29 protein-coding genes are annotated in these 24502 nt (G+C 62.9%); 16 read left to right on the forward strand and 13 right to left on the reverse strand.

Annotation, left to right across the window (positions count from 1 at the left end):
- Positions 1-83: 83 nt before the first annotated feature.
- Together dapE and NKI46_RS06635 are read left to right on the forward strand one after the other, a co-directional pair.
- Positions 84-1274: a succinyl-diaminopimelate desuccinylase gene (gene dapE, locus NKI46_RS06630; protein ID WP_352745397.1), complete on the forward strand. Its 1191-nt coding sequence runs from the start codon at positions 84-86 to the stop codon at positions 1272-1274.
- Between the two features lie 2 nt (positions 1275-1276).
- Positions 1277-1882 carry a hypothetical protein gene (locus NKI46_RS06635; RefSeq protein ID WP_023673217.1) on the forward strand — a complete coding sequence of 202 codons (606 nt, stop codon included), beginning with the start codon at positions 1277-1279 and terminating at the stop codon, positions 1880-1882.
- Here the strand turns inward: NKI46_RS06635 and truA are convergent.
- From truA to def, 6 genes are all read right to left on the reverse strand, one after another.
- A complete protein-coding gene (truA, locus tag NKI46_RS06640) occupies positions 1879-2634 on the reverse strand; it encodes a tRNA pseudouridine(38-40) synthase TruA (protein ID WP_023673216.1) in 756 nt (251 codons plus the stop codon). The genes NKI46_RS06635 and truA overlap by 4 nt on opposite strands.
- A gap of 11 nt (positions 2635-2645) precedes the next feature.
- Complete coding sequence (locus NKI46_RS06645) at positions 2646-3152, reverse strand: GNAT family N-acetyltransferase (protein WP_023692998.1); 507 nt, start codon at positions 3150-3152, stop codon at positions 2646-2648.
- Positions 3149-4099, reverse strand: coding sequence for a methionyl-tRNA formyltransferase (gene fmt, locus NKI46_RS06650; RefSeq protein WP_352745401.1), 951 nt, complete (start codon positions 4097-4099; stop codon positions 3149-3151). The genes NKI46_RS06645 and fmt overlap by 4 nt, the downstream gene beginning before the upstream one ends.
- A gap of 38 nt (positions 4100-4137) precedes the next feature.
- Positions 4138-4563 carry a type II toxin-antitoxin system VapC family toxin gene (locus NKI46_RS06655; protein WP_023732763.1) on the reverse strand — a complete coding sequence of 142 codons (426 nt, stop codon included), beginning with the start codon at positions 4561-4563 and terminating at the stop codon, positions 4138-4140.
- On the reverse strand, positions 4560-4847 hold the full coding sequence (locus NKI46_RS06660; protein WP_023696043.1) for a hypothetical protein: 288 nt from the start codon (positions 4845-4847) through the stop codon (positions 4560-4562). Before NKI46_RS06660 ends, NKI46_RS06655 begins: the two co-directional genes overlap by 4 nt.
- A 98-nt stretch (positions 4848-4945) precedes the next feature.
- Positions 4946-5476, reverse strand: a complete 531-nt coding sequence (def, locus tag NKI46_RS06665; RefSeq protein WP_023673213.1) for a peptide deformylase — start codon at positions 5474-5476, stop codon at positions 4946-4948.
- Between the two features lie 103 nt (positions 5477-5579).
- Between def and NKI46_RS06670 the strand changes: the two genes are divergently transcribed.
- Positions 5580-6833 (forward strand): DNA recombination protein RmuC, encoded by a 1254-nt coding sequence (locus tag NKI46_RS06670; RefSeq protein WP_352745404.1) that lies wholly within the window; start codon positions 5580-5582, stop codon positions 6831-6833.
- Between the two features lie 61 nt (positions 6834-6894).
- Here NKI46_RS06670 and NKI46_RS06675 read toward each other — a convergent pair whose 3' ends face one another.
- The 4 genes from NKI46_RS06675 to NKI46_RS06690 form a co-directional block, all read right to left on the reverse strand.
- A complete protein-coding gene (locus tag NKI46_RS06675) occupies positions 6895-7701 on the reverse strand; it encodes a class I SAM-dependent methyltransferase (protein ID WP_352460029.1) in 807 nt (268 codons plus the stop codon).
- Positions 7702-7782: 81 nt separating this feature from the next.
- Positions 7783-8187 carry a GFA family protein gene (locus tag NKI46_RS06680; protein WP_023673210.1) on the reverse strand — a complete coding sequence of 135 codons (405 nt, stop codon included), beginning with the start codon at positions 8185-8187 and terminating at the stop codon, positions 7783-7785.
- Between the two features lie 77 nt (positions 8188-8264).
- The gene (locus tag NKI46_RS06685; RefSeq protein ID WP_023687479.1) at positions 8265-9218 is read right to left on the reverse strand and encodes a cation diffusion facilitator family transporter; all 954 of its coding nucleotides are present in this window, start codon (positions 9216-9218) and stop codon (positions 8265-8267) included.
- A 112-nt stretch (positions 9219-9330) separates the two neighbouring features.
- On the reverse strand, positions 9331-10140 hold the full coding sequence (locus tag NKI46_RS06690) for a transglutaminase-like domain-containing protein (RefSeq protein WP_023687480.1): 810 nt from the start codon (positions 10138-10140) through the stop codon (positions 9331-9333).
- Between the two features lie 212 nt (positions 10141-10352).
- Between NKI46_RS06690 and NKI46_RS06695 the strand changes: the two genes are divergently transcribed.
- Positions 10353-10478, forward strand: a complete 126-nt coding sequence (locus NKI46_RS06695) for a hypothetical protein (protein WP_006200611.1) — start codon at positions 10353-10355, stop codon at positions 10476-10478.
- A 206-nt stretch (positions 10479-10684) separates the two neighbouring features.
- A complete protein-coding gene (gene sugE, locus NKI46_RS06700; RefSeq protein ID WP_023681326.1) occupies positions 10685-10999 on the forward strand; it encodes a quaternary ammonium compound efflux SMR transporter SugE in 315 nt (104 codons plus the stop codon).
- Between the two features lie 86 nt (positions 11000-11085).
- Here sugE and NKI46_RS06705 read toward each other — a convergent pair whose 3' ends face one another.
- Complete coding sequence (locus tag NKI46_RS06705) at positions 11086-11514, reverse strand: DUF6481 family protein (RefSeq protein WP_023673205.1); 429 nt, start codon at positions 11512-11514, stop codon at positions 11086-11088.
- Between the two features lie 236 nt (positions 11515-11750).
- Between NKI46_RS06705 and NKI46_RS06710 the strand changes: the two genes are divergently transcribed.
- The 7 genes from NKI46_RS06710 (at position 11751) to pmtA (ending at position 19760) form a co-directional block, all read left to right on the forward strand.
- Positions 11751-12812: an LLM class flavin-dependent oxidoreductase gene (locus tag NKI46_RS06710; protein WP_023739793.1), complete on the forward strand. Its 1062-nt coding sequence runs from the start codon at positions 11751-11753 to the stop codon at positions 12810-12812.
- A 110-nt stretch (positions 12813-12922) separates the two neighbouring features.
- The gene (locus tag NKI46_RS06715) at positions 12923-14092 is read left to right on the forward strand and encodes an AI-2E family transporter (RefSeq protein WP_023739794.1); all 1170 of its coding nucleotides are present in this window, start codon (positions 12923-12925) and stop codon (positions 14090-14092) included.
- Positions 14093-14174: 82 nt separating this feature from the next.
- On the forward strand, positions 14175-14378 hold the full coding sequence (locus NKI46_RS06720; RefSeq protein WP_023739795.1) for an arylamine N-acetyltransferase: 204 nt from the start codon (positions 14175-14177) through the stop codon (positions 14376-14378).
- A 22-nt stretch (positions 14379-14400) separates the two neighbouring features.
- Positions 14401-15399, forward strand: a complete 999-nt coding sequence (locus NKI46_RS06725) for an LLM class flavin-dependent oxidoreductase (RefSeq protein ID WP_023673201.1) — start codon at positions 14401-14403, stop codon at positions 15397-15399.
- 371 nt (positions 15400-15770) lie between these two features.
- Entirely contained in the window at positions 15771-17687 is a 1917-nt protein-coding gene (dnaK, locus tag NKI46_RS06730) for a molecular chaperone DnaK (protein ID WP_023673200.1), read from the forward strand.
- A gap of 219 nt (positions 17688-17906) precedes the next feature.
- Entirely contained in the window at positions 17907-19037 is a 1131-nt protein-coding gene (gene dnaJ, locus NKI46_RS06735) for a molecular chaperone DnaJ (RefSeq protein ID WP_023681322.1), read from the forward strand.
- Positions 19038-19154: 117 nt separating this feature from the next.
- Positions 19155-19760: a phospholipid N-methyltransferase PmtA gene (gene pmtA, locus NKI46_RS06740; RefSeq protein ID WP_023681321.1), complete on the forward strand. Its 606-nt coding sequence runs from the start codon at positions 19155-19157 to the stop codon at positions 19758-19760.
- Between the two features lie 96 nt (positions 19761-19856).
- Here pmtA and NKI46_RS06745 read toward each other — a convergent pair whose 3' ends face one another.
- Positions 19857-20765 carry a LysR family transcriptional regulator gene (locus NKI46_RS06745; RefSeq protein WP_023739796.1) on the reverse strand — a complete coding sequence of 303 codons (909 nt, stop codon included), beginning with the start codon at positions 20763-20765 and terminating at the stop codon, positions 19857-19859.
- Between the two features lie 122 nt (positions 20766-20887).
- On the opposite strand from NKI46_RS06745, the gene NKI46_RS06750 reads away from it, so the two are divergent.
- The 4 genes from NKI46_RS06750 (at position 20888) to NKI46_RS06765 (ending at position 23227) form a co-directional block, all read left to right on the forward strand.
- Complete coding sequence (locus tag NKI46_RS06750; protein WP_023739797.1) at positions 20888-21499, forward strand: LysE family translocator; 612 nt, start codon at positions 20888-20890, stop codon at positions 21497-21499.
- 120 nt (positions 21500-21619) lie between these two features.
- A complete protein-coding gene (locus tag NKI46_RS06755; protein ID WP_023739798.1) occupies positions 21620-22216 on the forward strand; it encodes an NADPH-dependent FMN reductase in 597 nt (198 codons plus the stop codon).
- Complete coding sequence (gene pyrF, locus NKI46_RS06760) at positions 22213-22926, forward strand: orotidine-5'-phosphate decarboxylase (RefSeq protein WP_023739799.1); 714 nt, start codon at positions 22213-22215, stop codon at positions 22924-22926. The genes NKI46_RS06755 and pyrF overlap by 4 nt, the downstream gene beginning before the upstream one ends.
- A gap of 13 nt (positions 22927-22939) precedes the next feature.
- Positions 22940-23227 carry a DUF1330 domain-containing protein gene (locus NKI46_RS06765; protein WP_023681317.1) on the forward strand — a complete coding sequence of 96 codons (288 nt, stop codon included), beginning with the start codon at positions 22940-22942 and terminating at the stop codon, positions 23225-23227.
- 18 nt (positions 23228-23245) lie between these two features.
- On the opposite strand, the gene NKI46_RS06770 is transcribed toward NKI46_RS06765, so the two are convergent.
- The gene (locus NKI46_RS06770) at positions 23246-24499 is read right to left on the reverse strand and encodes a low temperature requirement protein A (RefSeq protein WP_352745409.1); all 1254 of its coding nucleotides are present in this window, start codon (positions 24497-24499) and stop codon (positions 23246-23248) included.
- Positions 24500-24502: the final 3 nt, after the last annotated feature.

The raw sequence follows: 24502 nt of genomic DNA on the forward strand, positions 1-24502 counted from the left end.
CATGAAAACCATAATGTCGGCGGCAGGACCGGTCATCATCTCTGGCCGTGACAGGCCTTTCGCTTTCGACTATCGCTTTGCCCATGAAACTGCCGACCGATCCCGCCGCCAACCTCGCGACCCTCATACGCTGCGCCTCCGTAACGCCCGCCGAGGGCGGCGCGCTGGCTGCCCTGGAAGGCATGCTGAAGCCGCTCGGCTTTTCCGTCGAACGCCCGGTGTTTTCCGAAGACGGCACCCCCGACATCGAGAACCTCTACGCGCGTCGCTCCGGCAATGGGCCGCATCTGATGTTTGCCGGCCATACCGACGTGGTGCCGGCGGGCGACGAGGCGTCGTGGACGCATCCGCCCTTCGCCGCCGAGATCGCCAAGGGCGAGATGTATGGCCGCGGCGCCGTCGACATGAAGGGCGGCATCGCCTGTTTCATCGCCGCCGTGGCGCGCCATGTCGAGAAAAAGGGTGGTCCGAAAGGCTCGGTCTCGCTGCTGATTACCGGCGACGAGGAGGGGCCGGCGATCAACGGGACGACAAAACTGCTCGACTGGGCGGCGGCCAGGGGCGAGAGATGGGACGCCGCGATCGTTGGCGAGCCGACCAATCCGGACACGCTCGGCGACATGATCAAGATCGGCCGGCGTGGCTCGATGTCGGGCAGTGTCACGGTCAACGGCCGCCAGGGCCATGTCGCCTATCCATTGCTCGCCGACAATCCGGTGCGCGGCCTGATCAGCCTGGTCGACGCCTTGCTGTCGCCCGTCTTCGACAAGGGCACGAAGGATTTTCAGCCGACCAATCTGGAAGTGACCTCGATCGATGTCGGCAACCCGGCGACCAATGTTATTCCGGCCAAGGCGACAGCCACCTTCAACATCCGCTTCAACGACAGATGGACTGCCGAGACGGTGCAGGCCGAGATCCATAACCGCCTCGACCAGGCGGCGAAGCGCAAGAAATACCGGACCGGCAAGACGCCGGTCGACTACGAGCTGATCTGGCGCGACCGGCCGAGCCATGTCTTCCTGACGCGCGACGACAAGCTGATCGAGACGCTGCGCGGGTCGATCAAGGCGACAGTCGGCAAGGAGCCGGCGCTGTCCACCTCGGGCGGAACCTCGGATGCGCGTTTCATCAAGGACTATTGCCCGGTGGTCGAGTTCGGCCTCGTCGGCAAGACCATGCACATGGTCGACGAGCGCGTCGCACTGGCCGACCTCGAGACGCTGACCCAAATCTACCAGCGCTTCATCGATGACTGGTTCGAGCAGGGCTGATCATGCTTTCGGTTGACGAGACCTCTTCATCGCTTAACGGCGCCTGGCGGCTGATGCTCGGAAAGGCCGACGGCTTGCGGCTGCTCGACCTTTCGGCGGACGGCTTCTGGAATTCCTTCTTCGCCATCGTCGTCGCCGCGCCGGCGATGATCGTCGGCTGGGTCGGCACGGCCAACGAGATCGGCGATCCCAATGCGTTCGCCGGCCGGCTGGGCATGTTGATTCGCCTGGCGACCGTCGACCTCGGCTCGTGGCTGCTGCCCCTGGTTGTGCTTGCCCTGGTCGCATCGCGCGCCGGCATCGGCGACCGCTTCGTCCACTATGTCGTCGCCAGCAACTGGGCGTCGGCGATCACTGCCTGGATGCTGCTGCCTTCAGCGCTGATCAGGCTTTTCCTGCCGTCTGGCAACCCGGTTGCCGAATTGGTGTGGCTGGTTCTGGTGGTGCTGTCGCTGGTACTCTCCTGGCGGATGACCAACGCCGCGATCGGCAAGGGCGCGGCTGTCGGCAGCGCCGTGTTCGCAGGCATGTTGGTGGTGTCTCTGGCCGTCTTGTTCGGCCTGGTGGCGCTGCTCGGCATCACTGTGCCGACCGCCGCTCCGGCTTAGAACTTTTCCGGATAGTCTACACCGACGAGAAAAAGCCCGTCGGGCGGCGCCACCTGGCCGCAGGCGGCGCGGTCTTGCGCCGCGAGCGCTGCCTTGAGGTCGGCGCCGGTCCAGCCGCCGTCGCCGACGCGTTTCAGCGAACCGACCATGGAGCGCACTTGGTTGTGCAGGAATGAGCGCGCCGAGGCCCTGACTTCGATCAGGTCGCCCTGGCGGCTTACATCGAGCCGCTCCAGCGTCCGCACCGGACTGTTGGCCTGGCATTGCGTCGAGCGGAAGGTGGTAAAGTCATGTCGGCCGAGCAGGACTTTCGCCGCTTCGTGCATGGCGTTCGCATCGAGCCGCTTCGGCACCCACCAGACCTTGCCCTTTTCCATCGCTGCAGGCGCGCGCCGGTTGAGGATGCGGTAGAGATAGTGCCGTCCGGTGGCCGAGAAACGGGCGTCGAACTCATTGGGGACAACCGTCGCCTGCAGGATGGCGATGCGCGCGCCTGCCGCCTGCAGGTGCGCGTTGACGGCGTCGCGCACCTTGTCGTTTGGCCATGCCTTGGCGAGGTCGACATGCGCCACCTGGGCGGTCGCATGCACCCCGGCGTCGGTGCGGCCGGCGGCGCGTATCCGCACCGCCTCACCGCAGAATTTCTCGATCGCCTGCTCTATCGCCTGCTGCACCGAAGGCTGATCCGCCTGGTGTTGCCAGCCGGCGAAAAGGCTGCCGTCATATTCGATATCGAGACGAAAACGCGGCATACACCCTTCGTTCAGGCGGCGAGTGCGGTAAAGGCCTGGGCGTAGACCAGTTTGCCTTTTTCGGGTGCGTCACCCCAGGCCAGCGCCTGCAGCGCTTCGCCCTGATATTCGCTCTCGAACTTTTCGGCGCGCGCATGGCTGTAGCCGAAGCGGCCGTAATAGGCCGGATCGCCCAACACAACGGCGAGCGTCTCGGCGCCATCCCTGAGGCGGATATGCGCCTCGCGGATCAGCGCACCGCCAATGCCCGAGCCGTGGAACGAAGGTTCCACCGCCAACGGCGCCAGCGCCACGGCTGCGAACTGCTTGCCGCCGTTCTGGACGAACAGCCTGGAAAACAGGATGTGGCCGACCACCTGGCCGTCTTCTTCCGCCACCAGTTCGACAACGGCGTCGCCGCCGGTGACCAGAGCGTCGACCAGCCCGGCCTCCGCCTGCTGGCCGAATGCGTGTTCCTCGACCAGGCGTATGGCCTCGCGGTCCCGCGGCGTCGCGCCGCGTATCGACATCATGCTCATGAGAACTTCATTCCTTTTTCGATCTTGGCCCCGCGCAGAAACTCCTGCGCGGCAGCGGGCTTTCCGCCCGCCCGTTGAACTTCGACCAGCCTGACCGCGCCCGACCCGCAGGCGACCGTCAGCCGGTCATCGAGAATTCCTCCCGACTCGCCCATGCTTTCAGAAAGCGTGCCTTCCAAAAGCGTCGAGCGAAGCAGTTTCAGCCGTTCCGTGCGGCCGCCGATGTCGGCCTCGCACCAGGCGCCGGGAAATGGCGACAGGCCGCGAATGTGATTGTGGACCTCCGCAGCCGGGCGCGTCCAGTCCACACGTGTCTCCGACTTATCGATTTTCCTGGCGTAGGTCACCCCGTCAGCCGCCTGCAAAGTCGATGCCAGGGTATTTGTCTCCAATCGGGACAGCGCTTCCACCATCAGCGTGGCAGCAATATTCATCAAGCGGTCGTGCAGATCGCCGGCCGTCATATCGGGCTCTATGGCGCATTTTTCAACCAGTGCCACCGGACCGGTGTCCAGGCCCTCTTCCATGCGCATCACCATCATGCCGGTCTCGACGTCGCCGGCCATAATGGCGCGCTGGATGGGAGCTGCACCACGCCAACGCGGCAAAAGCGAGGCGTGGCCGTTGAGGCAGCCGAGGCGCGGAGCCTCCAGAATAGCCTTCGGCAACAGCAAACCATACGCGACGACGACCGCGACATCGGCACGCAACGCCTGGAAAGCAGCTTGCTCGGCCTCGCCCTTCAGCGACAGCGGCGTGCGCACTTCGATGCCCAGCCGCTCAGCCTCGCGCTGCACCGGGGACGGTGTCAGCTCCAGCCCGCGGCGGCCCGCGGCTCGCGGCGGCTGGGTGTAGACGGCTGCTATCTCGTGCCCGGCCTCGGCAATCGCGCGCAGCACCGGCACCGAAAACTCCGGCGTGCCCATGAAGATGACGCGAAGCGGCATTTTTCGTCCAGTATCCTGTTCTGCGCGCGGCAGTCCGCTCAAGCGTCTGCTTCAAACGGGTTTACGATCTTGAGGTCAAGCTCTTCGAAGTCCTTAATATTGCGCGTCGCCAGCATAGCGTCGTGCGACAGGCAGATGGCAGCGATCATGGCATCGGAAAGGCTGATCGGCCGGCCGATAGTTTCCCGCATTGCCCGGAGCTTGCCCGCCAGACGGGGAATGGGACCGGCAAATTCGACGACACGTCCCGAAAACTGCTTCGAAACCAGGTGGTCAAGTGCACGGACGTGGCGGTCCGAGCCGGTCTTGTTCAGAAACCTTTCGGCTCCAAAGGACTGCTCCATGACAACAGGACCGCAGAGATAGAGGTCGAGCAGGTCCTGTCTGCGAAACCACTTAGCGACGTTTGGATCGGGCGCGGGCCGGCTCGCTTCCGAGACGACATTGGTATCGAGGATTATCACTCGAAATTCTCAATGGTGCGGCCAAAGTCGCGTTTCCGTTCCGCTTCTATCTCATCCATCATCTGCGCAAATTCGTCGCTGATTGCATTTTCCGAGGCGAAGGCAGCGCGAATCGCATCCCAAGCCGTGAGTCCAGGCTCGGCCTTGCCTTCTTTTTCCGCAACCATGCCTTTTCGCAATAAATCGATCGCCTTGATCGAGAGGCTTTGGCCGCCCTTGCGTGCCGCATGCTCGATTTCACGCTTCAACGGCTCGGGAATATCTCTGATCAACATATCGCCCATCTGAGTCTCCAGTCTGATATCAGTGATATCACGCAAGGAAGCGTCTCTCAATAGGGGCGGGTCGAGACGGGATTTTGTGCGAGTCGCCGAAGCAGGGCCTATCCCACCAGCTTGCCCGGCGCCTTGTCCTTGGCGAGCTTCTTGAACTTCTTGACCACCATGTCGCGCTTCAGCTTCGAGATGTGGTCGATGAACAGCACACCGTTGAGATGGTCGATCTCGTGCTGCAGGCAAGTCGCCATCAGGCCTTCGGCCTCGATCTCCTGCAGCTTGCCGTCGCGGTCGAGATATTTCACGCGCACCGAGGCGGGACGCTCGACCTCGGCGTAATAGTCCGGGATCGACAGGCAGCCTTCCTCGTAGACCGAGCGGGCGTCGGCGCTTTCGAGGATTTCGGGATTGATGAAGACATGCGGCGCCGGCGGCTCGTCTTCCTTGGCGAGGTCGATGACCAGCATGCGCAGCGGCTCGCCGATCTGGATTGCGGCCAAGCCGATGCCCGGCGCATCATACATCGTCGCCAGCATGTCGTCGGCCAGTTTGCGCAAAGGCGCGTCGACGCGTTCGACTGGTTTGGAAACCTGGCGCAGGATGGGATCGGGAAGGATGATGAGCGGCTTGATCGACATGGCGCCTCACCTAAAACGTCGCAGGAGAAGCGTCAACCGGTGCGAATCGGTCTCGTTCACGTTTTGATCTGTGCCAGGTCTGCGAATCGGCTATGCTGGCGGGATGAACGACCTGAGCACCATCCTTTCCGAACCCGTTGCCCGGCTTGGCGCCACGACGATCACGCTCGGCCATGCACTGGCCCTCGGCGCGCTGGTGTTTCTCGGCCTGTTCCTGGCGCTTGTCGTGGCGCTGTGGCGATCGGCCAAGGCGCGCACCATCGCCGCGGCGGAAGCCGCCGACCACGCCCGCGACGCCGGGGCGCGGATGGCCGGCATTTTGCAAAGCCAGGCCGAGATGCAGGGCCGCATGGGCGCCATCGCCGACGTGTTCGGCGCAAGGCAGGCCGAACTCAACCAGTCGATCGGCCAGCGCCTCGACGCCATGACCGGCCGACTCGGCCAAACCATGACCGAACAGACCAAATCGACGCATGAGAGCCTCGCCAAACTGCAGGAACGGCTGGCGGTCATCGACACCGCGCAAGGCAACATTCAGTCGCTGGCCGGCCAGGTCGTGCAATTGCAGGCGATCCTGTCCAACAAGCAGACGCGCGGCGCCTTCGGCCAGTCGCGCATGGAGGCGATCGTCGCCGACGGCCTTCCGATGGGCGCCTACGAGTTCCAGGCAACGCTGTCAAACGGCAGCCGTCCCGACTGCCTGGTCAGGATGCCGAACGGTGCGCCGCAGCTTGCCATCGACGCCAAGTTTCCGCTGGAAGCCTGGAACGCCATCCGCGCCGCCGATGGCGCCGAACAACAGAAGATCGCGGCCCAGGCTTTCCGCCGCGACATCGAAATTCACGTCCGCGATATCTCGGAAAAATACCTGATCCAGGGCGAGACGCAGGACACCGCCTTCATGTTCGTGCCGTCGGAATCGGTGTTCGCCGAAATCCACGAGAATTTCGACGCCGTGGTCCAGAAGGCGCACCGGGCGCGTGTCATCATCGTCTCACCGTCGCTTTTGATGCTGTCGATCCAGGTCATCCAGGCCATCCTCAAGGACGCCCGCATGCGCGAACAGGCGCATCTGATCCAGGGCGAGGTGATCCGGCTGATGGAGGACGTCGCGCGTGTCGACGAACGCGTGCGCCGGCTGCAGACGCATTTTGGCCAGTCGGCCAAGGATATCGACGAGATACTGGTGTCGACCTCGAAGGTGACCAAGCGCGGCCAAAAGATCGAAGCGCTGGAGTTTGGCGAAAGCGAAGCCGAAGTGCGCGGTGGCGGACCCGCCAAGGCCGAAGCCGGGGTGCGGGTGGCGGATTCCAAGACGGGGCAGCTCAGGCTACGTGTCGTCGAAGGCGACGATTAAAGTCTTTGTTTTGATGCATGTCGTTGTCCCAGAACCGCGGCACACTTCTGGGCGCCATGCATTAGACCGTAGCCACGATCACGTGCGCCTGGATCTTGGCCGCAACCTCGCGGCTGCCGTGTCTGGCTGCAATCACGGACGCGGCGTGATCGGTTGCGGCTTCCAATTTTCCTCGGGCCTCGATTTCATTGCGAAGCGGAGTTCCCTGGCAATAGGCAACCGCCGGAAGGCGCGGCGAGGGGGCACGGCTTTGTTCGGCCCTCGTCTCGATCACCACGCGGGAGAAACCTGCGGCTTCCAACTCGCCGCGGATCAATGCAGTGTCATTGTAGCCGTGCGGCGTGCGGGCGAGAAAGCGGGGCGGATCGTTCGGAAAAATCTCCGCAAGAGCATTCGTCACATCATTGGCGAATACATTCTCTTCGATGCGATCCCACACGTTGAACAGGAAATGGCCGCCGGTCTTCAGAACCCGCTTTGCTTCGCGATAGCCGGCGGCTCGGTCGGGAAAGAACATCGCGCCGAACTGACAGCAAACGAGATCGAAAGCCGCATCTTCGAACGGCAGCGCCAGAGCATCCGCCTGACGCCATTGTATACGACTGTCGGGAGCTTGTCGCGAGGCCGCGTAGTCGAGCATAGGCTGGTTGAGGTCGGTCACGACATAGCTTGCGCCGGGAGACAGTTTTGGCGCCAATGCGCGGGTGACAACGCCGGTGCCGGCGGCGACTTCCAGGACGGCGCCGGGCGACAAGGACGCTGCCCGTCGTGCCAAATCCGCGGCGAACGGCTCGAAGATCAACGGCACCATGTAGCGGTCGTAGTTTTCCGGAATCGAGCCGGCAAACACTTTGTCCGTTTCCGACATTGCTATCCCCCGCCATCCGTTTGATGGCGAGCCTAGCACATTATTGGCTGGTTTGGGCCGCGTTTAACCGGGGGGCAGGTGCTACTGCGCCTCTACGATGCTTACGCCCTCGAATTCCGGAAGCCAGTGCAGGGCCGATCGGTGCCATTTCTGTTGGGTCGGAACGAGATCCTCGCGTTGCCGCGCGGTCCCCGCCCTGATCCCATAGACCTTCGGCCCGTCGCCAACCGACGTTGCGTAAAGATGCGAACCGCAGTCGCCGCAGAACGCCTGGGCACGCTTGGCGCCGCTCGATCCCGTCTTGATATAAACCTTCGGTGTGCCCTTTGTGATCCTATAATGATCCTCAGGCGCGGGAACAGTGACACGAAAGGCGGTACCGGTCAGTTGCTGGCAGTCGGTGCAATGACAGATAGAGGTCTTTTCCGGGTCGACGTCTGCTTCATAAGTTATGGCGCCGCAATGGCACCCACCATCGATTTTCATGGTTGATTCTCCGAAATCCGTCGGGTGATCTTAGCGGGACCAGGCGATGGGGCCAACGGTGCACTGCTGGTCCAGAACTAGTCCGACGCCGCCTCGACCTGCTTGCGCCGGTGCTCCCACGTTCCGGTCGTCTGCGGCTTGACGAACAGCCTGGTGATCTCCGGCATTTCTTTTTTCAAGAGCGCCTCGATGCGCTCGACACAGGCTTCGATCTCAGGCGCCGTCAGATGGTCCTCGAATTCGATGCTCAGCCCAGCGACGATCTGTTGCGGGCCGAGATGGACGGTGAGAACGCCGTTGGCCCGCTGCACCGCCGGATCCTGCTGGGCGATGGCCAGCACCTTGGCCTGCACTTCCGCCGAGGCCGGCTCACCGATGAGCAATCCCTTGCTTTCGCGCGCCAGAAAGATGGCGGTGGCGCCGAGGATCATCGCGATGCCGATCGAGGCGACGCCGTCGAGTTCGGGCATGTCGAGGAGTTCGGCCGCCAATATGCCGGCGAAGGCGACGAACAGACCGAGCAGGGCGGCGCTGTCCTCGAACAGGATCGTGTAGACGCTCGGATCCTTGCTCGATTGCACGGCCTGCAGCCAGCCTTGCTTGCCCTTCTGCTGGCGGAACTCCTTCAGCGCCACGTACCAGGAGCTGCCCTCGAACAGCATCGAGAGGCCAAGCACGATGTAGTTGATCTTGGGATTGGCGACCGGCTCAGGCGCCATGATGTGGACGACGCCTTCATAGAAGGACACGCCAGCGCCAAGCGCAAAGACGAGCAGGGCGACAATGAAGCTCCAGAAATACAGCTCGCGGCCATGGCCGAGCGGATGCGTGCGGTCCGGCGGACGGGCGGCGCGGTGCATGCCGTAGAGCAGCAGCCCGCCATTGCCGGTATCCACCAGCGAGTGCACGCCTTCCGACAGCATCGCCGAGCTGCCGGTGAAGAAGGCGGCGACGAATTTGGTCACAGCAATAGCTAAATTACCGGCGAGCGCCGCGTAGATGACCGTCTTCGACCCGCCATGCGCTGCCATGCTGTCCCTCCAAGGCGCCCAATGTAACGGCCTGCCGCCGAGCTCCACAGGCATCACAACGCACGAATCGCCTGGTCGTTCAGGTTGAAGGCCAGCTTGCGGAAAGACGCCCCTATTCGATGATCTCGTCCGTCCACACCTTGAAACCAGCCAGCGTGCCCGGTCCGAAGATGTGGGTCAGCGGCACGTCGGCGGCGTCGCGACCCGACGCGATCAGGATGCGGCCGATGCGTGGCGAATTGTTGCGCGGGTCAAAGACATGCCAGCGGCCACCGAGATAGACCTCCATCCAGGCTGCGAAATCCATGCTCGCCCAAGGTTTGGGCAGGCCGATGTCGCTGATGTAGCCGGTGCAGTAGCGGGTCGGGATGTTTAGCGCACGGCAAAAGGTGACGGCGAGGTGGGCAAAGTCACGGCAGACGCCGCTTTGCTCGCGATAGGCTTCGGCCGCGGTGCGCGTCGGTCGGGCATTGCCGTAGCTGAAGACGATGTGGTTGTGGACGAAATCACAGACCGCCTGGACGCGGGCAATACCGAGCGGAGTGTGCCCGAACAGCCGCCAGGCTTCGCTGGCCAGCAGATCGCTCTCGCAAAAGCGGCTGGGCAACAGGAACAGCAATGTGTCCGACGGCAGGTCGCGCACCTCATGCTGCCAGGCCATCAGGTCGCCCATCTCGAAGGTACCGGGGTCGCGGATTACCGAATCGGTGCCGAAGGTGAAGCGTCCGGGCGGGGCGACGAAACGGTTGCACCAATTGCCGAAACTGTCGCGGTAGCTCTGGATCGGCACCGGCGGGTTGGAGGTCAGGAAATCCGGGCGCTCGAGATCGGAGGCCCTGGAGTAGTGGACGTTGAGCATCGCGATCAGCGGCGTTTCCTGCGGAAAATCGAAACTCATCTCGCTGCCGATGCGGATTCGCATTGTCGTCCTGACCGCACTGCCTGATCATCGCCGGGCGAAGGCATGGCCGATGCTGCAGTGCGAAGGCAACCATGGCACGGACCGGAATGGTTTACGAGCAAATTAGAAACCGGTTGAAAGCGGCCCGACGGCGCCGGCGACAGACGCAGCCCTCTTGCAGTCCGGCGTTTCTCTTGTTTCACTTGGCCTCCCAGCAACTGGAGGAACGAATCATGGCTAAAGGTGCGATGAAGGCGGGCAAGGAAGCTCGGAAGCCGAAAAAAGACGCCAAGAAGCCCGCAGCGGCTCCGGCACTCAAGGCGCCGCCCGTCAAGGCGATGAGGCTCAAGGAAAAGTAAGCCCGCCTCGGAAGATCTTGGACGGTTGAAATCCGGACAAACCGTTTCGGCGCAGATTTTGACACCGGCGGCATGAACGATGCGGCCGGTGTTTTTGTTGATCGCACCGGCGCAGCCGCTTGTGTCGAAGCGGCGAGGACGACCTCGCGCCTTCCCATAAATCGGCCGGGACGGCCCGCCATGCTCATGGAATGGAGTGCATCCCGATGTCGTGGATTTTTCTGTTTTTCGCCGGCCTGTTCGAAATCGGCTGGGCGATCGGCCTCAAATACACCGACGGCTTCTCGAAGCCGCTGCCGACGGTGCTCACTGTCGCCTCGATGATCATCAGCCTCGGGTTGCTCGGCCTGGCGCTCAAGACGCTGCCTGTCGGGACGGCCTATGCGGTGTGGACCGGCATCGGCACGGTCGGCACGGCGCTTCTTGGCATCTGGCTGCTGGGCGAGCCTGCGACGGCCATCCGGCTCGCCTGCATTGCGCTCATCGTCTGCGGCATTATGGGGCTGAAGCTCGCCGCCTGAGCAAAGCAACCAAGGAAATCGACGCACAAACACATTCAGGGCCGCTGGAAGGCGACCCTGAATGTCCGATCGTTTCGATCGAAGCGTTAGCGGGCGGAGAAGCCCGGAGGCGTCCTGCCGGTACGCTGCTTGCGCGCCGCATAGCGTGCGTCGCGCTTGGCCTTGCGTTCGGCTTCGTCGGCCAGCAAACGGGCGATGCGCTCGTTTTCTTCGGCTTCCTTGATCTTCGCTTCAGCCTGCGCTGCCTCTTCGGCCGCAATACGCGCCGCTTCGGCTGCTGCCTCGCGCTCGGCCTTCTCGACCGCCTCGCGTGCCAGCTTTTCCTGCTTCAGCCTGGCCTTTTCGGCCTCGCGTATTTCGCGAGCCTCAAGAATCGCCTTGCGTTCGGCCTGTTTGGCCAGAACCGCAGGATCATCAGCCGCCGGCTTCGACTTGAAGCGCTCCAGAAGCGCCTTCTTTGCCTCGTTCGCGGCATTGCGCCGCTCGAAAATGTCTTTTTCCCTGTAGATAGCCAAGTCCACTTCCCTGAAGTCAATTCGCGACGCTTACATACGCGCGAAAACCGAGAGTTCAAGCGCCAAAACGGTATGCCAGCCATGAAAGTTTAGGCTGTTGCAGCCGGGAGACGCGTTTTCCCTGAAACAAAGCCGGCCGAAAAACCGACATGCACTGTTCACTATCCGCCCCTCTGGCGGCCGGGGCGGCTCGCCGCTACCTCTAGCGGCAAATCAGAACATTTGGATGACATGCCATGGAACTCGGTCTCTACACTTTCGCCGACGTCAGCCCGGAGCCCGGCCCCGGCGCGATCGGCCCGCATCAGCGGCTGCGCAATCTGATCGAGGAGGTCGAGCTGGCTGACCAGGTTGGCCTCGACGTCTTTGGTCTGGGCGAACATCACCGCCCCGACTATGCCGCGTCCGCGCCGGTGGTGGCGCTGGCCGCTGCCGCCGAACGCACCAAGCGCATCAAGCTGACCAGCGCGGTCACCGTGCTGTCCTCCGACGATCCGGTTCGCGTCTTCCAGCAGTTCGCAACGCTCGACCTTTTGTCGGGCGGCCGGGCCGAGATCATGGCCGGGCGCGGCTCGTTCATCGAATCCTTCCCGCTGTTCGGCTACAATCTCGAGGACTATGACGAGCTGTTCGCCGAAAAGCTCGATTTGCTGCTGGCCATACGCGACAGCGTCAAAGTTACCTGGTCCGGCAATCTGCGCGCGCCGATCAACGACCGCGGCGTCTATCCGCGGCCGCTGCAGGACAAATTGCCGATCTGGATCGCAATAGGTGGAACGCCGCAATCTGCGGCGCGCGCGGGCGTGCTCGGCCTGCCGCTGGCGCTGGCCATCATCGGCGGTGAGCCGGCGCGGTTTGCACCGCTGTTCGACATTTATCGCGATGCCGCCAGGCGGGCCGGTACCGACCCCTCGGGCCTTGCCACCAGCATCAATGTGCACGGCTTCATCGCCGGGACCACTGAACAGGCGGCCGACGATTTCTACGGCCCGCAGGCCGAAGTGATGAACCGCATCGGCCGCGAGCGCGGCTGGGGCCCGACCTCGCGGGCGCATTTCGATCAGTCGCGTGGTCCGAACGGCGCGCTGTTTGTCGGTAATCCGGAGCAGGTGGCGGAAAAGATCGTCGCCCAGCACAAGATCTTCAACAATGACCGCTTTCTGCTGCAGATGGCGATCGGCGCCATGCCGCACGCCAAGATCATGAAGGCGATCGAACTCTACGGCACCAAGGTGGCGCCGATCGTGCGCAAGGAGACCGCCAAGCCCGGCGTCGCCGTCGCAGCGCCAGCCGCCTGAGCGACGGGCGGCCCGGATTGAGGGCCTTGCCGGCTAACGGAACCTTGGGCTTGCAGAGGCGTTTCCGTCAGGGGAATGCACCAATTGCGGTGCGCCGCTGAGGGAAAATCATGAAAGCCGAACCCGCCGCTTTGGGTGCTGGCCTTGCCGAGACCGAAGAGGCGAGAGTTGTGGCGCGTGCCGACACGCATCTGATGCGTTCGCTGCTCATCGGGATCTTCCTGTTCATGGCCATCTACGCGCTGTATTTTGCGCGTGCTTTCTTCATGCCGGTCATTCTCGCCTTCCTGCTGACGCTGACGCTGACACCGATCGTGCGCTTCCTGCGCAAGCGCGGCATTCCGGAAGTGATTTCGGCGACAATGTTGGTCGTGCTGTCGATCTGCCTCTTCGGCGTTGCCGGGTATCTGCTCAGCGGCCCGGTCATCGACCTTCTCAACAACACCTCGTCGATCGGCCAACAACTCACCGAGCGGCTGGCGCAATTGCGGCGTCCGCTCGAGAGGATCATGCAGATCTCGCATCAGATCGAACAGATGACGGAGACCTCGCAGGAGCCGGGCATCCAGAAGGTGGCGATGGCACAGTCCGGCGTCCTGTCGGCCGCCGCCAGCAACGTCCTGTCGGCGGGGACAAGCCTGACCATCATCTTTGTGCTGTCGCTGTTCCTGCTGGCGTCGGGCACGATGTTCTATGAGAAGATCATCCAGTCCTTCGCCAGCCTCAGCGAGAAGAAGCGGGCCTTGCGCGTCGTCTATGACGTCGAGCGCGAAATCTCGCATTATCTGCTCACCGTCACCGTCATCAATGCCGGTCTCGGCGCGGTTATCGGCCTTGGCCTGTGGGCGCTCGGCATGCCCAACCCGCTGGTCTGGGGAACGATGGCGGCGCTGCTCAACTTCCTGCCCTATGTCGGCGCGCTGATTACCATCGTGCTGGTCAGCGTCATTGCGATGATCAGCTTCGACTCGATTACCTACGCCCTCTTGGCGCCGGGCTTCGTGCTTTTGTGCGACATCGCCGAAGGCCAGTTCGTTACACCGATGGTTGTCGGCCGACGCCTCGAGATCAACGCCGTGGCGATCTTCATCGCCATCGCCTTCTGGTCCTGGCTTTGGGGCTTTGTCGGCGCGCTGATGGCGGTGCCGCTGCTGGTCGTCGTCAAGGTGTTCTGCGATCATTTCGATGGCCTCAGCCATGTCGGCAATTTTCTCGCCGCACAGCAGACCGCCGTGGTGGAGGAGGAAGCGGCCGAAGAGAACGGAAAGGCCGCAGCATAAGCTTGCCGCGCCTGTCCGTCATCGCGCATTTGTTGTCTTCAGGCGGAGTGCCTATATCGAGCCGGTCAAGCCGGACCCTGCGATGAACGATGCCTCCTTCGACCTCGATTCCTATTTCGACCGCATTGGCTATCGCGGTCCGATCGATGCGTCGCTCTACAAGCTGAGCGCGCTGCATCGCCAGCGTCCGCAGGCGATCCCGTTCGAGAATATGGACCCGTTGCTTGGCACCAGCTCGACATCGTCATTCCCGACCGCGCCTTCGAAACCAGGGTCAGGCAGTTGAACATCGTAAAGGCTTGAGGCCCATGACCGCACTTTCCGTTCTCGACCTGTCGCCGATCGTCGAAGGCAGCGACGCCTCGCAATCGCTGGCAAATTCGCTCGACCTGGCCCGCCATGCCGAGCGGCTCGGCTACAGGCGCTATTGGCTGGCCGAGCACCACAACATGCCGGGCATCGCCAGCGCGGCGACCGCCGTGGTCATCGCCCATGTCGCCGGCGGCACCAAGACGATCCGCGTCGGCGCCGGTGGCATCATGCTGCCCAACCATGCGCCGCTGGTGATTGCCGAGCAGTTCGGCACGCTGGCGGCACTGCACCCCGGCCGCATCGACCTCGGCCTCGGCCGCGCGCCCGGCACCGATATGGGAACAGCGCGCGCGCTGCGCCGCAATCTCGAGGCGTCAGACAATTTCCCCCAGGATGTCGTCGAGCTGATGGGCTATTTCCAGCCGGCCGCGGAAGGCCAGCGTATCCACGCCGTGCCCGGCGAAGGCCAGAAGGTGCCGGTCTGGATCCTCGGTTCCAGCCTCTATGGCGCGCAGCTCGCCGCCATGCTCGGCCTGCCCTATGCGTTTGCCTCGCATTTCGCGCCGGCCGAACTCGACCATGCGCTGGAGATCTACCGTTCGCGCTTCCAGCCTTCGGAACAGCTGGACAAGCCCTATGTCATGCTCGGCCTCAACGTTTTCGCCGCACCGACCGATGGAGAGGCCAAACTGCTGTTCACCTCGTTGCAGCAGGCCTTCGTCAATCTGCGCACCGGGCGGGCCGGCCGCCTGCCGCCGCCGGTCGAGGGCTATGACCAGACGCTCGAGCCGATGGCAAAAACCATGATTTCGCAGGCGCTGTCCTGCGCCGTCGTCGGCTCTCCCGAAACGGTCCGGCAAGGCATAGACGCGTTCGTGCGCCGCACCGGCGCAGACGAGCTGATGGTGACCGCGCAGATCTTCGACCATGCGGCACGCGTGCGCTCGTTCGAAATCCTGGCCGAGGCGCATAAATCGCTGTCGCAGGCCGCGTGACGCTTTTGCCTGTGTCTGCTGTGGGCAGGCGCCTTCCTCAGCCAGGAGCCGCCTCTCTCACGCATAGGTGACGTTTTCTTGTGGTTTCGAAGCCCTGACTGGGCGCTTCGCCGGGGGATCGCGCAGATCCTGGGGGTTTGAGCGCGGTTTGAGCACATCCGGGCCGCCGGGCGGCTGTTCAAAGGCGCCAAGCGCGGCGCGGTGGATGCCATGCGCAGAATGCTTGCGCCCGATGCCGCCTGTTCTTATATACGCGCCAAGCCGCCCAGTGCCGGAATGCCGGTTGCCGGAGCGGAATTTCTTGTGAACAGGGGCTTTCGTCGGAACGCCTTACGGGTCCTGAGAGCCTGCTTAGCGGAGAGACTAGAAAAATGGCAAAAGTAATCGGTATCGATCTCGGCACCACCAACTCCTGCATCGCCATCATGGATGGCAAGGAGCCCAAGGTCATTGAAAATGCGGAAGGCGCGCGCACGACGCCTTCCATCGTCGCCATCTCGGGCGACGGCGAACGTCTCGTCGGCCAGCCGGCCAAGCGCCAGGCGGTCACCAATCCTGAAAACACCATCTTCGCGGTCAAGCGCCTGATCGGCCGCCGCTATGACGACCCGGTGACGGAGAAGGACAAGAAGCTTGTCCCCTACAAGATCGTCAAGGGCGACAATGGCGATGCCTGGGTCGAGGCCGGCGGCAAGAAGCAGTCGCCCAGCCAAATCTCGGCCATGATCCTGCAGAAGATGAAGGAAACGGCGGAGGCCTATCTCGGCGAGAAGGTCGAGAAGGCGGTCATCACCGTTCCGGCCTATTTCAATGACGCCCAGCGCCAGGCCACCAAGGACGCCGGCAAGATCGCCGGCCTTGAGGTGCTGCGCATCATCAACGAGCCGACGGCTGCAGCACTTGCCTACGGCCTCGACAAGAAGGATGGCAAGACCATTGCCGTCTATGACCTTGGCGGCGGCACGTTCGACATTTCGGTGCTCGAAATCGGCGACGGCGTGTTCGAAGTGAAGTCGACCAATGGCGACACCTTCCTCGGCGGCGAGGATTTCGACATGCGTCTCGTCGAATACCTGGCGGCCGAGTTCAAGAAGGAACAGGGCATCGACCTGAAGAACGACAAGCTTGCGCTGCAGCGCCTCAAGGAGGCGGCTGAAAAGGCCAAGATCGAGCTGTCGTCGACGACGCAGACCGAAATCAACCTGCCCTTCATCACCGCCGACGCGACCGGCCCCAAGCACCTGACGCTGAAGCTGACCCGCGCCAAGTTCGAGCAGCTGGTCGACGATCTCGTCCAGCGCACCATCGAGCCCTGCAAGGCGGCGCTCAAGGATGCCGGGCTGAAGGCTGGCGAGATCGACGAAGTGGTCCTGGTCGGCGGCATGACCCGCATGCCCAAGATCCAGGAGATCGTGAAGCAGTTCTTCGGCAAGGAGCCGCACAAGGGCGTCAACCCGGATGAAGTCGTCGCTTTGGGCGCCGCCATCCAGGCCGGCGTGCTGCAGGGCGACGTGAAGGACGTGCTGCTGCTCGACGTGACGCCGCTGTCGCTCGGCATCGAGACGCTGGGTGGCGTGTTCACCCGCCTGATCGAACGCAACACGACGATCCCGACCAAGAAGAGCCAGGTGTTCTCGACCGCTGAAGACAGTCAGTCGGCCGTGACCATCCGCGTCTTCCAGGGCGAGCGTGAAATGGCCGCCGACAACAAGGCGCTCGGCCAGTTCGACCTGGTCGGCATTCCGCCGGCGCCGCGCGGCGTGCCGCAGATCGAGGTCACTTTCGACATCGACGCCAACGGCATCGTCAACGTTTCGGCCAAGGACAAGGGCACCGGCAAGGAGCACCAGATCCGCATCCAGGCCTCTGGTGGCCTTTCGGACGCCGACATCGAGAAGATGGTCAAGGACGCCGAAGCCAATGCCGAGACCGACAAGCAGCGGCGTGCTTTGGTCGAGGCCCGCAACCAGGCCGAGGCGCTGGTGCACTCCTCCGAGAAGTCGCTGAAGGAATATGGCGACAAGGTTTCGGAAACCGAGCGCACGGCGATATCGGAGGCTATCACGGCGCTGAAGGCTGCTGCCGAAGGCGACGATGCCGCCGACATCGAGGCCAAGTCGCAGACGCTTGCCGAAGCATCCATGAAGCTCGGCCAGGCCATGTACGAAGCTTCGCAGAAGGAAGCGGCGGAAGCCGACGCCAAGGCGGACGCGGCCAAGGATAGCGATGTGGTCGACGCCGATTTCGAGGAAATCGACGAAAACGACGAGAAGAAGAAGTCGGCCTGACCGGTTGACGGCAAATAAAGCGGAAAGCCCGGCGCAAAGCCGGGCTTTTTTGCAACCCTCGCTGAAAAAGTGCGGGCCTTGCCGAAAAAGTCACTGAAAAACACAGGCACAAGCGCGCCGGCCCTAGCATCCGGGCAGCACCGCTCCTAAATCGAGACAACGTGCCGGCAAACGACGCAACATGCATCAAGACGTTGAGCATCCGGACTGCGGGAAAAGATGAAAGCTGATTTCTACGAGACGCTGGGCGTGCAAAAAGGCGCCGACGAGAAGGAGCTCAAGAGTGCTTTCCGCAAGCTTGCCATGCAGTTCCATCCCGACCGCAATCCCGGCGATCACTCCTGCGAGCACAAGTTCAAGGAAATCAACGAAGCCTACGAAACGCTGAAGGACCCGCAGAAGCGCGCGGCCTATGACCGTTTCGGTCACGCCGCCTTCGAGCAGGGCGGCATGAATGGCGGCGCGCAAGGTTTTGGCGCCGGCGGCTTCGCCGACATTTTCGAAGATATTTTCGGCGACATGATGGGCGGGCGCCAGCGCCGCTCGTCGGGCGGCCGCGAACGCGGCGCCGATTTGCGCTACAATATGGAAATCACGCTGGAAGAAGCGTTTGCCGGCAAGACCGCGCAAATCCGCGTGCCGGCCTCGATCTCATGCACGGAATGCTCCGGGACCGGCGCCAAGCCCGGCACCCAGCCGGTGACCTGCTCGATGTGCCATGGCCACGGCAAGGTACGAGCGACGCAAGGCTTCTTCTCGATCGAGCGTACCTGCCCGCAATGCCAAGGCCGCGGCCAGACGATCAAGGACCCGTGCCCGAAATGCGCCGGCCAGGGCCGCGTCACCGAGGAACGCTCGCTGTCGGTCAATATCCCGGCCGGCATCGAGGACGGCACCCGCATCCGGCTTGCCAATGAGGGCGAGGCGGGCCTGCGCGGCGGCCCATCGGGCGACCTCTATATTTTCCTGGCGGTGAAGCCGCATGAATTCTTCCAGCGCGACGGCGCCGATCTCTACTGCAAGGTGCCGATATCGATGACGACGGCCGCCCTTGGCGGCTCGTTCGAGGTGACTACGCTGGACGGCAGTCAGACCAAGGTGAAAGTGACCGAAGGCACGCAGAACGGCCGCCAGTTCCGCCTCAAGGGCAAGGGCATGCCGGTGCTGCGTCAGCCCAATGTCGGCGACCTCTATATCCAGACCGCGGTCGAAACGCCGCAAAACCTGTCGCGCCGCCAGCGCGAGCTGCTGGAAGAGTTCGAGCAGCTGTCGTCGAAGGACAATTCGCCCCAGTCGAGCGGCTTTTTCGCCCGCATGAAGGACTTTTTTGAATCCTTCGGCGAGCACTGAACCCAAACTAAGGCCGCCACGCTTCCCGAACGTCATCAACATCTTATGCCAGATCGCGCCTTGCCTTGGACCTGTTAGCTGCTAAGTAGCGTTCGGGGAGTGTTGAGGAGAACTTGCATGGCACGTGGTCCGGGATTGCGGAAGGCGCTGGCGGAAAAGTTCGACGACGAACTCAAATTCTTCAAAGGCTGGATCGACAAGCCGAAGTCGGTCGGTTCGATCGTGCCGACAAGCTCCGTCACCGCCCGCAAGATGGCTTCCATCGTCAATCCGAAGTCCGGCCTGCCGGTGCTTGAAGTCGGCCCCGGCACAGGCGTCATCACGCGTGCAATCCTCGCCCAGGGCGTTAAGCCCGAAAACCTCTACGCGGTCGAATATTCCACCGATTTCGTGCGCCATCTGCGCCAGCTCTATCCCGGCGTCAACGTCATCGAGGGCGATGCCTTCAATCTCAACGCCACGCTTGGCGAGAAGAGCGGTATGGTTTTCGATTCCGTCGTCTCCGGCGTGCCGCTGCTCAATTTCCCGGTCGCACAGCGGATCGCCTATATTGAAAGCCTGCTAGACCGCATCCCGGTTGGACGGCCGATCGTACAGCTGACCTATGGGCCGTTGTCGCCGATCCCGCCCGGCCGCGGCAATTACACGGTCAAGCATTTCGACTTCATCTTCCGCAACATCCCGCCGACGCAGCTGTGGATCTACCGGCGCGAAGCGCATTAGCTTGGTATCGAGAGCCGAAGAAGTCTCTGGCGCCTTGTAGAGGATCGACGTCTCCCGAAGGAAGCTCGATTGAGGGTCGATCCACATCCTTGACTGTTATCCGCCTCGCAAACTCGTGGCGACCTCTCTGATCGCCGCGCACATGGCCCGCACGGCCGTTGCTTCGGCGCTGCTGGAGAACAGAAGCAGCAGAGGCCGACGCGCACGCGGCTCAAGAGGACGCCTCGCGACGGTTCGCTGCCAATCGGCCGGAAACGCCAGGCCTGGCGCAACCGACAAACCGCGCCCGGCCCCAACCAGAGCAAGCAGCGCCGCCATATCGCTCGCCGACAGGATGACAACTGGCGCAACGCCAAAATCCTGGAACAATTCGGCAAGCATTGGTCCGCAGCCGCCGCTCGACATGATGAATGGCTGGCCGTCGAGAGCGCGGATCGGAAATGACCCGCCTTGGACTGAGTTCTTTTGCGGTGACGCCACAAAGAGTTCGTCGTCGACAAGTTCCTCGGCTTGGCAATTGCCGGCGATGTAGGACAGTCCAATATCGGCGGCACCGCGATCGACCCACTCCGCCACCTCGGTATCCGTGCCCAAGAGCAGTTCGACAGCAAGCTCCGGGTGCCGGACGGAAGTAATGTTCAACGCATATGGAGCAATCTTTACCGAGGCGCTGCTGACCAGCGCGAGCCGTACTCTGCCTTTGATGGAGTGTTCCCGTAGGCCGGCAAGACGGCCTAAAGCATGCAAAGCGGCGCGCGCCGCATCCAAAGCCGCCTCGCCGGTTGCGGTGAAAGCGACACCGCGCCGATCACGTATGACGAGGGGCGCGCCAACGATCTCCTCCAGCGCCTTCATTGCATGGCTTATGGCCGATTGAGAAAGACAGAGCCGCTCGGCGGTTTTCGTGAAGCTGCGCGTCTCGCTGAGCGATGTCAGGACGCGCACCATTGTGATGTTGATATTAGCTTTGTTCATGGCTGCCGAAATATCTTTCATTTCGCTCATATTAGAGAGCGCTGTAGGTTTGTGAAGATGAGGGAAACGACCCTCGAAATCGCGGCGAGCGGCTTCCTGGCCTCTCTGGCATGCAGGCGTGCGGTACGACGAGCCTGAAATTGGAGCTTCGCATGAGCTACCTTCCGCAATTCCTGACACTTGCTTCAGTGTTCCTGCTCGGCGCGATGAGCCCGGGACCCGATTTTGTAGCCGTGACTTCCCATGCGCTGATCAGCCGTCGCGCGGGGTTCCATGTGGCGCTTGGCATTGCCGCAGCGATCATGGTGTGGGCGGCTCTCGCGATGTTTGGCCTGGGCCTCGTACTGACGCAGGTTGCATGGGCTCACCTTGCCGTCCGGATCGCCGGCGCCGTGTATCTCGGTTACCTGGGCAGCAAGATCCTTTTGTCGGCTTGGCAGGCGCAGCCACCGCTGGCCGTCAGTGGCGCAGAGACTACGGCTCCTTGGCGAAGCGGCTTCGTTGTCGGAATTACAAATCCGAAGACGGCCGCCTTCTTCGCGAGCCTGTTCATATCGGTATTGCCGATGCAGGCTCCGATCTGGGTCCAGGCAGTATCGCTGGCCATAATCGGGCTGGTCGCGATGGCGTGGTTTGGGCTTGTCGCGCTGATGTTCTCCACTAGAAGGGTTCGGGCGGCATATGGCAGCGTCCGCAGGCCGATAGATGCCTTGCTCGGAGTTGCACTCATCGCGCTGAGTGCAAGAATTGCGGTCACCCACTAGCAATAGCCCAGCTGCTCGGCACACCTTCGCGCGCTTGCCCCCCGATCGTTTCCGTTTTTTGAGCCAGTGCGTTGATTTGCGCGGCCTCTGGCTGTACCTGTCCGGGAACAAGAGTGGCCAATGGCTGTGATCGCGAAAATCCTCGTCTTCGCCGGCTCGGTGCGCAGCGGCGCCTTCAGCGGCAGGACCGCCGATGTGGCGCAGAAGGAGCTGGCCATGCAAGGCGCCGAGGTGACGCGCATTTCGCTGGCCGACTATCCGCTGCCGATCATCGACGAGGACCTCGAAAAGGAAAAAGGCGTTCCCGACAACGCCGTGAAGCTCGGCCGGCTGATCGCCGCCCATGACGGGCTGCTGATCGCGACGCCGGAATATAATGGCTCGATCCCGCCACTGCTCAAGAACACGATCGACTGGGTAAGCCGGGTGCGCCTGGATGGCGGCCGGCCGGTGAGGCCATTTGTCGGCAAGGTCGCCGGCCTGTGCTCGTCTTCGAACGGACATTTCGCCGGGATCCGCTGCATCAACCATCTGCGCGCCGTGCTGGTGCGCTGCCAGCTGGAGATGGTGACGCCGGAATGCTCGGTATCCGATGGCGGCAGTGCCTTCGACGGCGACGGCAATTTCAGGGATGATAGACTGACCAAATCGATGGAGCACCTATGCCGCACGCTGATCGAAACCTCGCGCATGCTAGCGACCCGGACCGGGGCATGATTTCCACAGCCATGCAGGCCCATACCATGAGAGACAGGCTGATCGTCGGCCTCGACGTGCCGACGGTGAAAGAGGCCGAACAGGCGGTGCGCGAACTCGACGGCGTCGTCTCCTTCTACAAGATCGGCTATCAGCTGGCCTTCGCCGGCGGGCTCGACTTCGCCAGGGAGTTGGCCAGCGGCGGCACCAGAATCTTCCTCGACATGAAGCTGCTCGACATCGACCACACGGTGGCCAAGGGTGTCGAGAACATCGTGCGCATGGGCATGACCATGCTGACCATCCACGCCTATCCCAAGGCTATGCGGGCCGCGGTGGAGGTCGCCAGGGGCAGCGACCTGTGCCTGCTGGCGGTCAGCGTGCTGACCTCGATGGACGAGCAGGACGTGATCGACGCCGGCTATGAATATGACCCGCACACGCTGGTGCTGAGGCGCGCCGAACAGGCGCTGCATGCAGGCATGGGCGGCGTCGTCTGCTCGGCCGAGGAGGCGGAAGCGGTGCGCCGCATCGTCGGACCCGACCTGGCGGTGGTGACGCCGGGGATACGGCCCAAGGGCAGCGACCATGGCGACCAGAAACGCGTGGTGACGCCCGGCCAGGCGATCCGCAACGGCTCCAGCCATCTTGTTGTGGGCCGGCCAATCGTGGCGGCAAGCGACAGGCGCGCGGCGGCGGAAGCCATACTGGAAGAGATGCGCGCCGCGTAACGAGGAGAAGAAAATGCCCAAGGGATACTGGATAGCCCGCGTCGATGTGCGCGACGCCGAAGGCTACAAGGACTATGTCGCTGCCGCCAAGCTCGCTTTCGACCGTTTCGACGTGAAGTTCCTTGCCCGTGGCGGTGAGCATGAAAAGGCCGAGGGGCCTGGCCGCGCCCGCAATGTCATTATCGAGTTCGAATCGCTCAGCGCGGCGCACGATTGCTACCACTCGCCGGAGTACCAGCGCGCCGTCGCCATCCGTCAGAAAGTAGCCGATGGCGAGATCGTGCTGGTCGAGGGTATCTGACGCGCGAAGCTGCTCTGCTCAGTGCGGCGCTTCCTCCTGCGCCAGCACCTCCAGTTGATGGCGGTGCCCCGACAGCTCATAGCCGACAACGGTGACGGCCGGCGCTAGCGTGAGTAAGATGAGGCAGACCGCCATGTCGACGCCGGCAAGGGCGGCGATGATGGCAAGTGCGACGACCGCAGCCGTTCCCGCCAGCAGCCAGACATGGAGGGGATCGAAGCGCTGGACGAGATAATAATACAGCGCGTAGATCGCCCCCAGGAACACGCCTAGCGGAATGGCGACCGAGAGCAGGGTCGCTACCGGGCCGATATGGGCCTTGTGCTCGATGAAATAGGCCGCGACATGCAGCCCGGCGCCGGTGGCGACGATGGCCGCCACGATCAGCATCTGGCCATAGCCCCAGACAAAAGAGCGATTGCGGTGCTGGTGCAGCACCGTCCCCGAGGGCAGCATGTAATAGACCCACCACATGCCGAAGGTGAGACCCATTCCGGCAATGCCGATCAAGGCGGCATCGAGGTTCCAGCCCTGCTCCTCGACCACGGCCGACAGCGTCGCCAGCGTGCCGACCACCCCTTCGCCCAGCGCGATGATGGCGAAGAGGCTGTAGCGCTCGGCGACGTGATGCGCGTGCCAGGGCGTGCCGCCATCCCGGCGTTCGGCGATGACCGGTCCGGCAAGCTCGATGAGAAGCAGGACCGCGCCGAAAGCCAGGCTCGTCGCCAGCGAGAAATCGACCAGGATCTGCACCACCCAGCCGATCTGGGCGATCGCGATGGCGATGGCATAGGTGAGACAGGCACGCCGCCGCCCAGGGTCCTGCCGCGCCGCGCGCAGCCATTGGAAGATCATGGCGACGCGCATGATGACGTAGCCCAGCACCATCACCGAATTGTTGAGGTGTTCGCCATGCTCGATCGAGGCGAACATGCGCGGCAGGCCGATGGCCAGCACCAGCACGCCGATCATCTGCACCATGGTGACGAGGCGGAAGATCCAATCGTCGGTGTCATAGGCGGAGGAAAACCAGGAGAAATTGATCCACGCCCAGCAGATCGCGAAGCTGGCAAAGCCGAAGCCGATCAGCGCCGCCGCGTAGTGGCCCTCGGCCAAGGCATGCGCCAGTTGCGACGAGGCAAGGCTGAAGACGGTGACGAAGGTCAGATCGAACAGCAGCTCGAGCGGCGTGGCGACGCGATGCGCCTCATGCGGATCGCGCCCGGCCATGCGCCTGATGTGATGGTGGAGGGAGCTTGCTGGTGTGCTCATCGC

Source organism: Mesorhizobium sp. M0615, from assembly GCF_040320805.1.
GTDB lineage: Bacteria > Pseudomonadota > Alphaproteobacteria > Rhizobiales > Rhizobiaceae > Mesorhizobium.

Excerpts from the sequence above, each read along its gene's own strand:
- truA (WP_023673216.1), bottom strand. The coding sequence starts at position 2,634 with ATGCCGCGTTTTCGTCTCGATATCGAATATGACGGCAGCCTTTTCGCC.
- def (WP_023673213.1), bottom strand. The coding sequence starts at position 5,476 with ATGTCGATCAAGCCGCTCATCATCCTTCCCGATCCCATCCTGCGCCAG.
- NKI46_RS06635 (WP_023673217.1), top strand. The coding sequence starts at position 1,277 with ATGCTTTCGGTTGACGAGACCTCTTCATCGCTTAACGGCGCCTGGCGG.
- NKI46_RS06645 (WP_023692998.1), bottom strand. The coding sequence starts at position 3,152 with ATGAGCATGATGTCGATACGCGGCGCGACGCCGCGGGACCGCGAGGCC.
- NKI46_RS06685 (WP_023687479.1), bottom strand. The coding sequence starts at position 9,218 with ATGGCAGCGCATGGCGGGTCGAAGACGGTCATCTACGCGGCGCTCGCC.
- NKI46_RS06675 (WP_352460029.1), bottom strand. The coding sequence starts at position 7,701 with ATGTCGGAAACGGACAAAGTGTTTGCCGGCTCGATTCCGGAAAACTAC.
- NKI46_RS06750 (WP_023739797.1), top strand. The coding sequence starts at position 20,888 with ATGAGCTACCTTCCGCAATTCCTGACACTTGCTTCAGTGTTCCTGCTC.
- NKI46_RS06765 (WP_023681317.1), top strand. The coding sequence starts at position 22,940 with ATGCCCAAGGGATACTGGATAGCCCGCGTCGATGTGCGCGACGCCGAA.
- NKI46_RS06725 (WP_023673201.1), top strand. The coding sequence starts at position 14,401 with ATGACCGCACTTTCCGTTCTCGACCTGTCGCCGATCGTCGAAGGCAGC.
- pmtA (WP_023681321.1), top strand. The coding sequence starts at position 19,155 with ATGGCACGTGGTCCGGGATTGCGGAAGGCGCTGGCGGAAAAGTTCGAC.
- dnaJ (WP_023681322.1), top strand. The coding sequence starts at position 17,907 with ATGAAAGCTGATTTCTACGAGACGCTGGGCGTGCAAAAAGGCGCCGAC.
- sugE (WP_023681326.1), top strand. The coding sequence starts at position 10,685 with ATGTCGTGGATTTTTCTGTTTTTCGCCGGCCTGTTCGAAATCGGCTGG.
- NKI46_RS06680 (WP_023673210.1), bottom strand. The coding sequence starts at position 8,187 with ATGAAAATCGATGGTGGGTGCCATTGCGGCGCCATAACTTATGAAGCA.
- NKI46_RS06670 (WP_352745404.1), top strand. The coding sequence starts at position 5,580 with ATGAACGACCTGAGCACCATCCTTTCCGAACCCGTTGCCCGGCTTGGC.
- NKI46_RS06755 (WP_023739798.1), top strand. The coding sequence starts at position 21,620 with ATGGCTGTGATCGCGAAAATCCTCGTCTTCGCCGGCTCGGTGCGCAGC.
- dnaK (WP_023673200.1), top strand. The coding sequence starts at position 15,771 with ATGGCAAAAGTAATCGGTATCGATCTCGGCACCACCAACTCCTGCATC.
- NKI46_RS06660 (WP_023696043.1), bottom strand. The coding sequence starts at position 4,847 with ATGGGCGATATGTTGATCAGAGATATTCCCGAGCCGTTGAAGCGTGAA.
- NKI46_RS06695 (WP_006200611.1), top strand. The coding sequence starts at position 10,353 with ATGGCTAAAGGTGCGATGAAGGCGGGCAAGGAAGCTCGGAAGCCGAAA.
- dapE (WP_352745397.1), top strand. The coding sequence starts at position 84 with ATGAAACTGCCGACCGATCCCGCCGCCAACCTCGCGACCCTCATACGC.
- NKI46_RS06745 (WP_023739796.1), bottom strand. The coding sequence starts at position 20,765 with ATGAGCGAAATGAAAGATATTTCGGCAGCCATGAACAAAGCTAATATC.
- NKI46_RS06690 (WP_023687480.1), bottom strand. The coding sequence starts at position 10,140 with ATGCGAATCCGCATCGGCAGCGAGATGAGTTTCGATTTTCCGCAGGAA.
- NKI46_RS06715 (WP_023739794.1), top strand. The coding sequence starts at position 12,923 with ATGAAAGCCGAACCCGCCGCTTTGGGTGCTGGCCTTGCCGAGACCGAA.
- NKI46_RS06770 (WP_352745409.1), bottom strand. The coding sequence starts at position 24,499 with ATGAGCACACCAGCAAGCTCCCTCCACCATCACATCAGGCGCATGGCC.
- pyrF (WP_023739799.1), top strand. The coding sequence starts at position 22,213 with ATGATTTCCACAGCCATGCAGGCCCATACCATGAGAGACAGGCTGATC.
- NKI46_RS06710 (WP_023739793.1), top strand. The coding sequence starts at position 11,751 with ATGGAACTCGGTCTCTACACTTTCGCCGACGTCAGCCCGGAGCCCGGC.
- fmt (WP_352745401.1), bottom strand. The coding sequence starts at position 4,099 with ATGCCGCTTCGCGTCATCTTCATGGGCACGCCGGAGTTTTCGGTGCCG.
- NKI46_RS06720 (WP_023739795.1), top strand. The coding sequence starts at position 14,175 with ATGAACGATGCCTCCTTCGACCTCGATTCCTATTTCGACCGCATTGGC.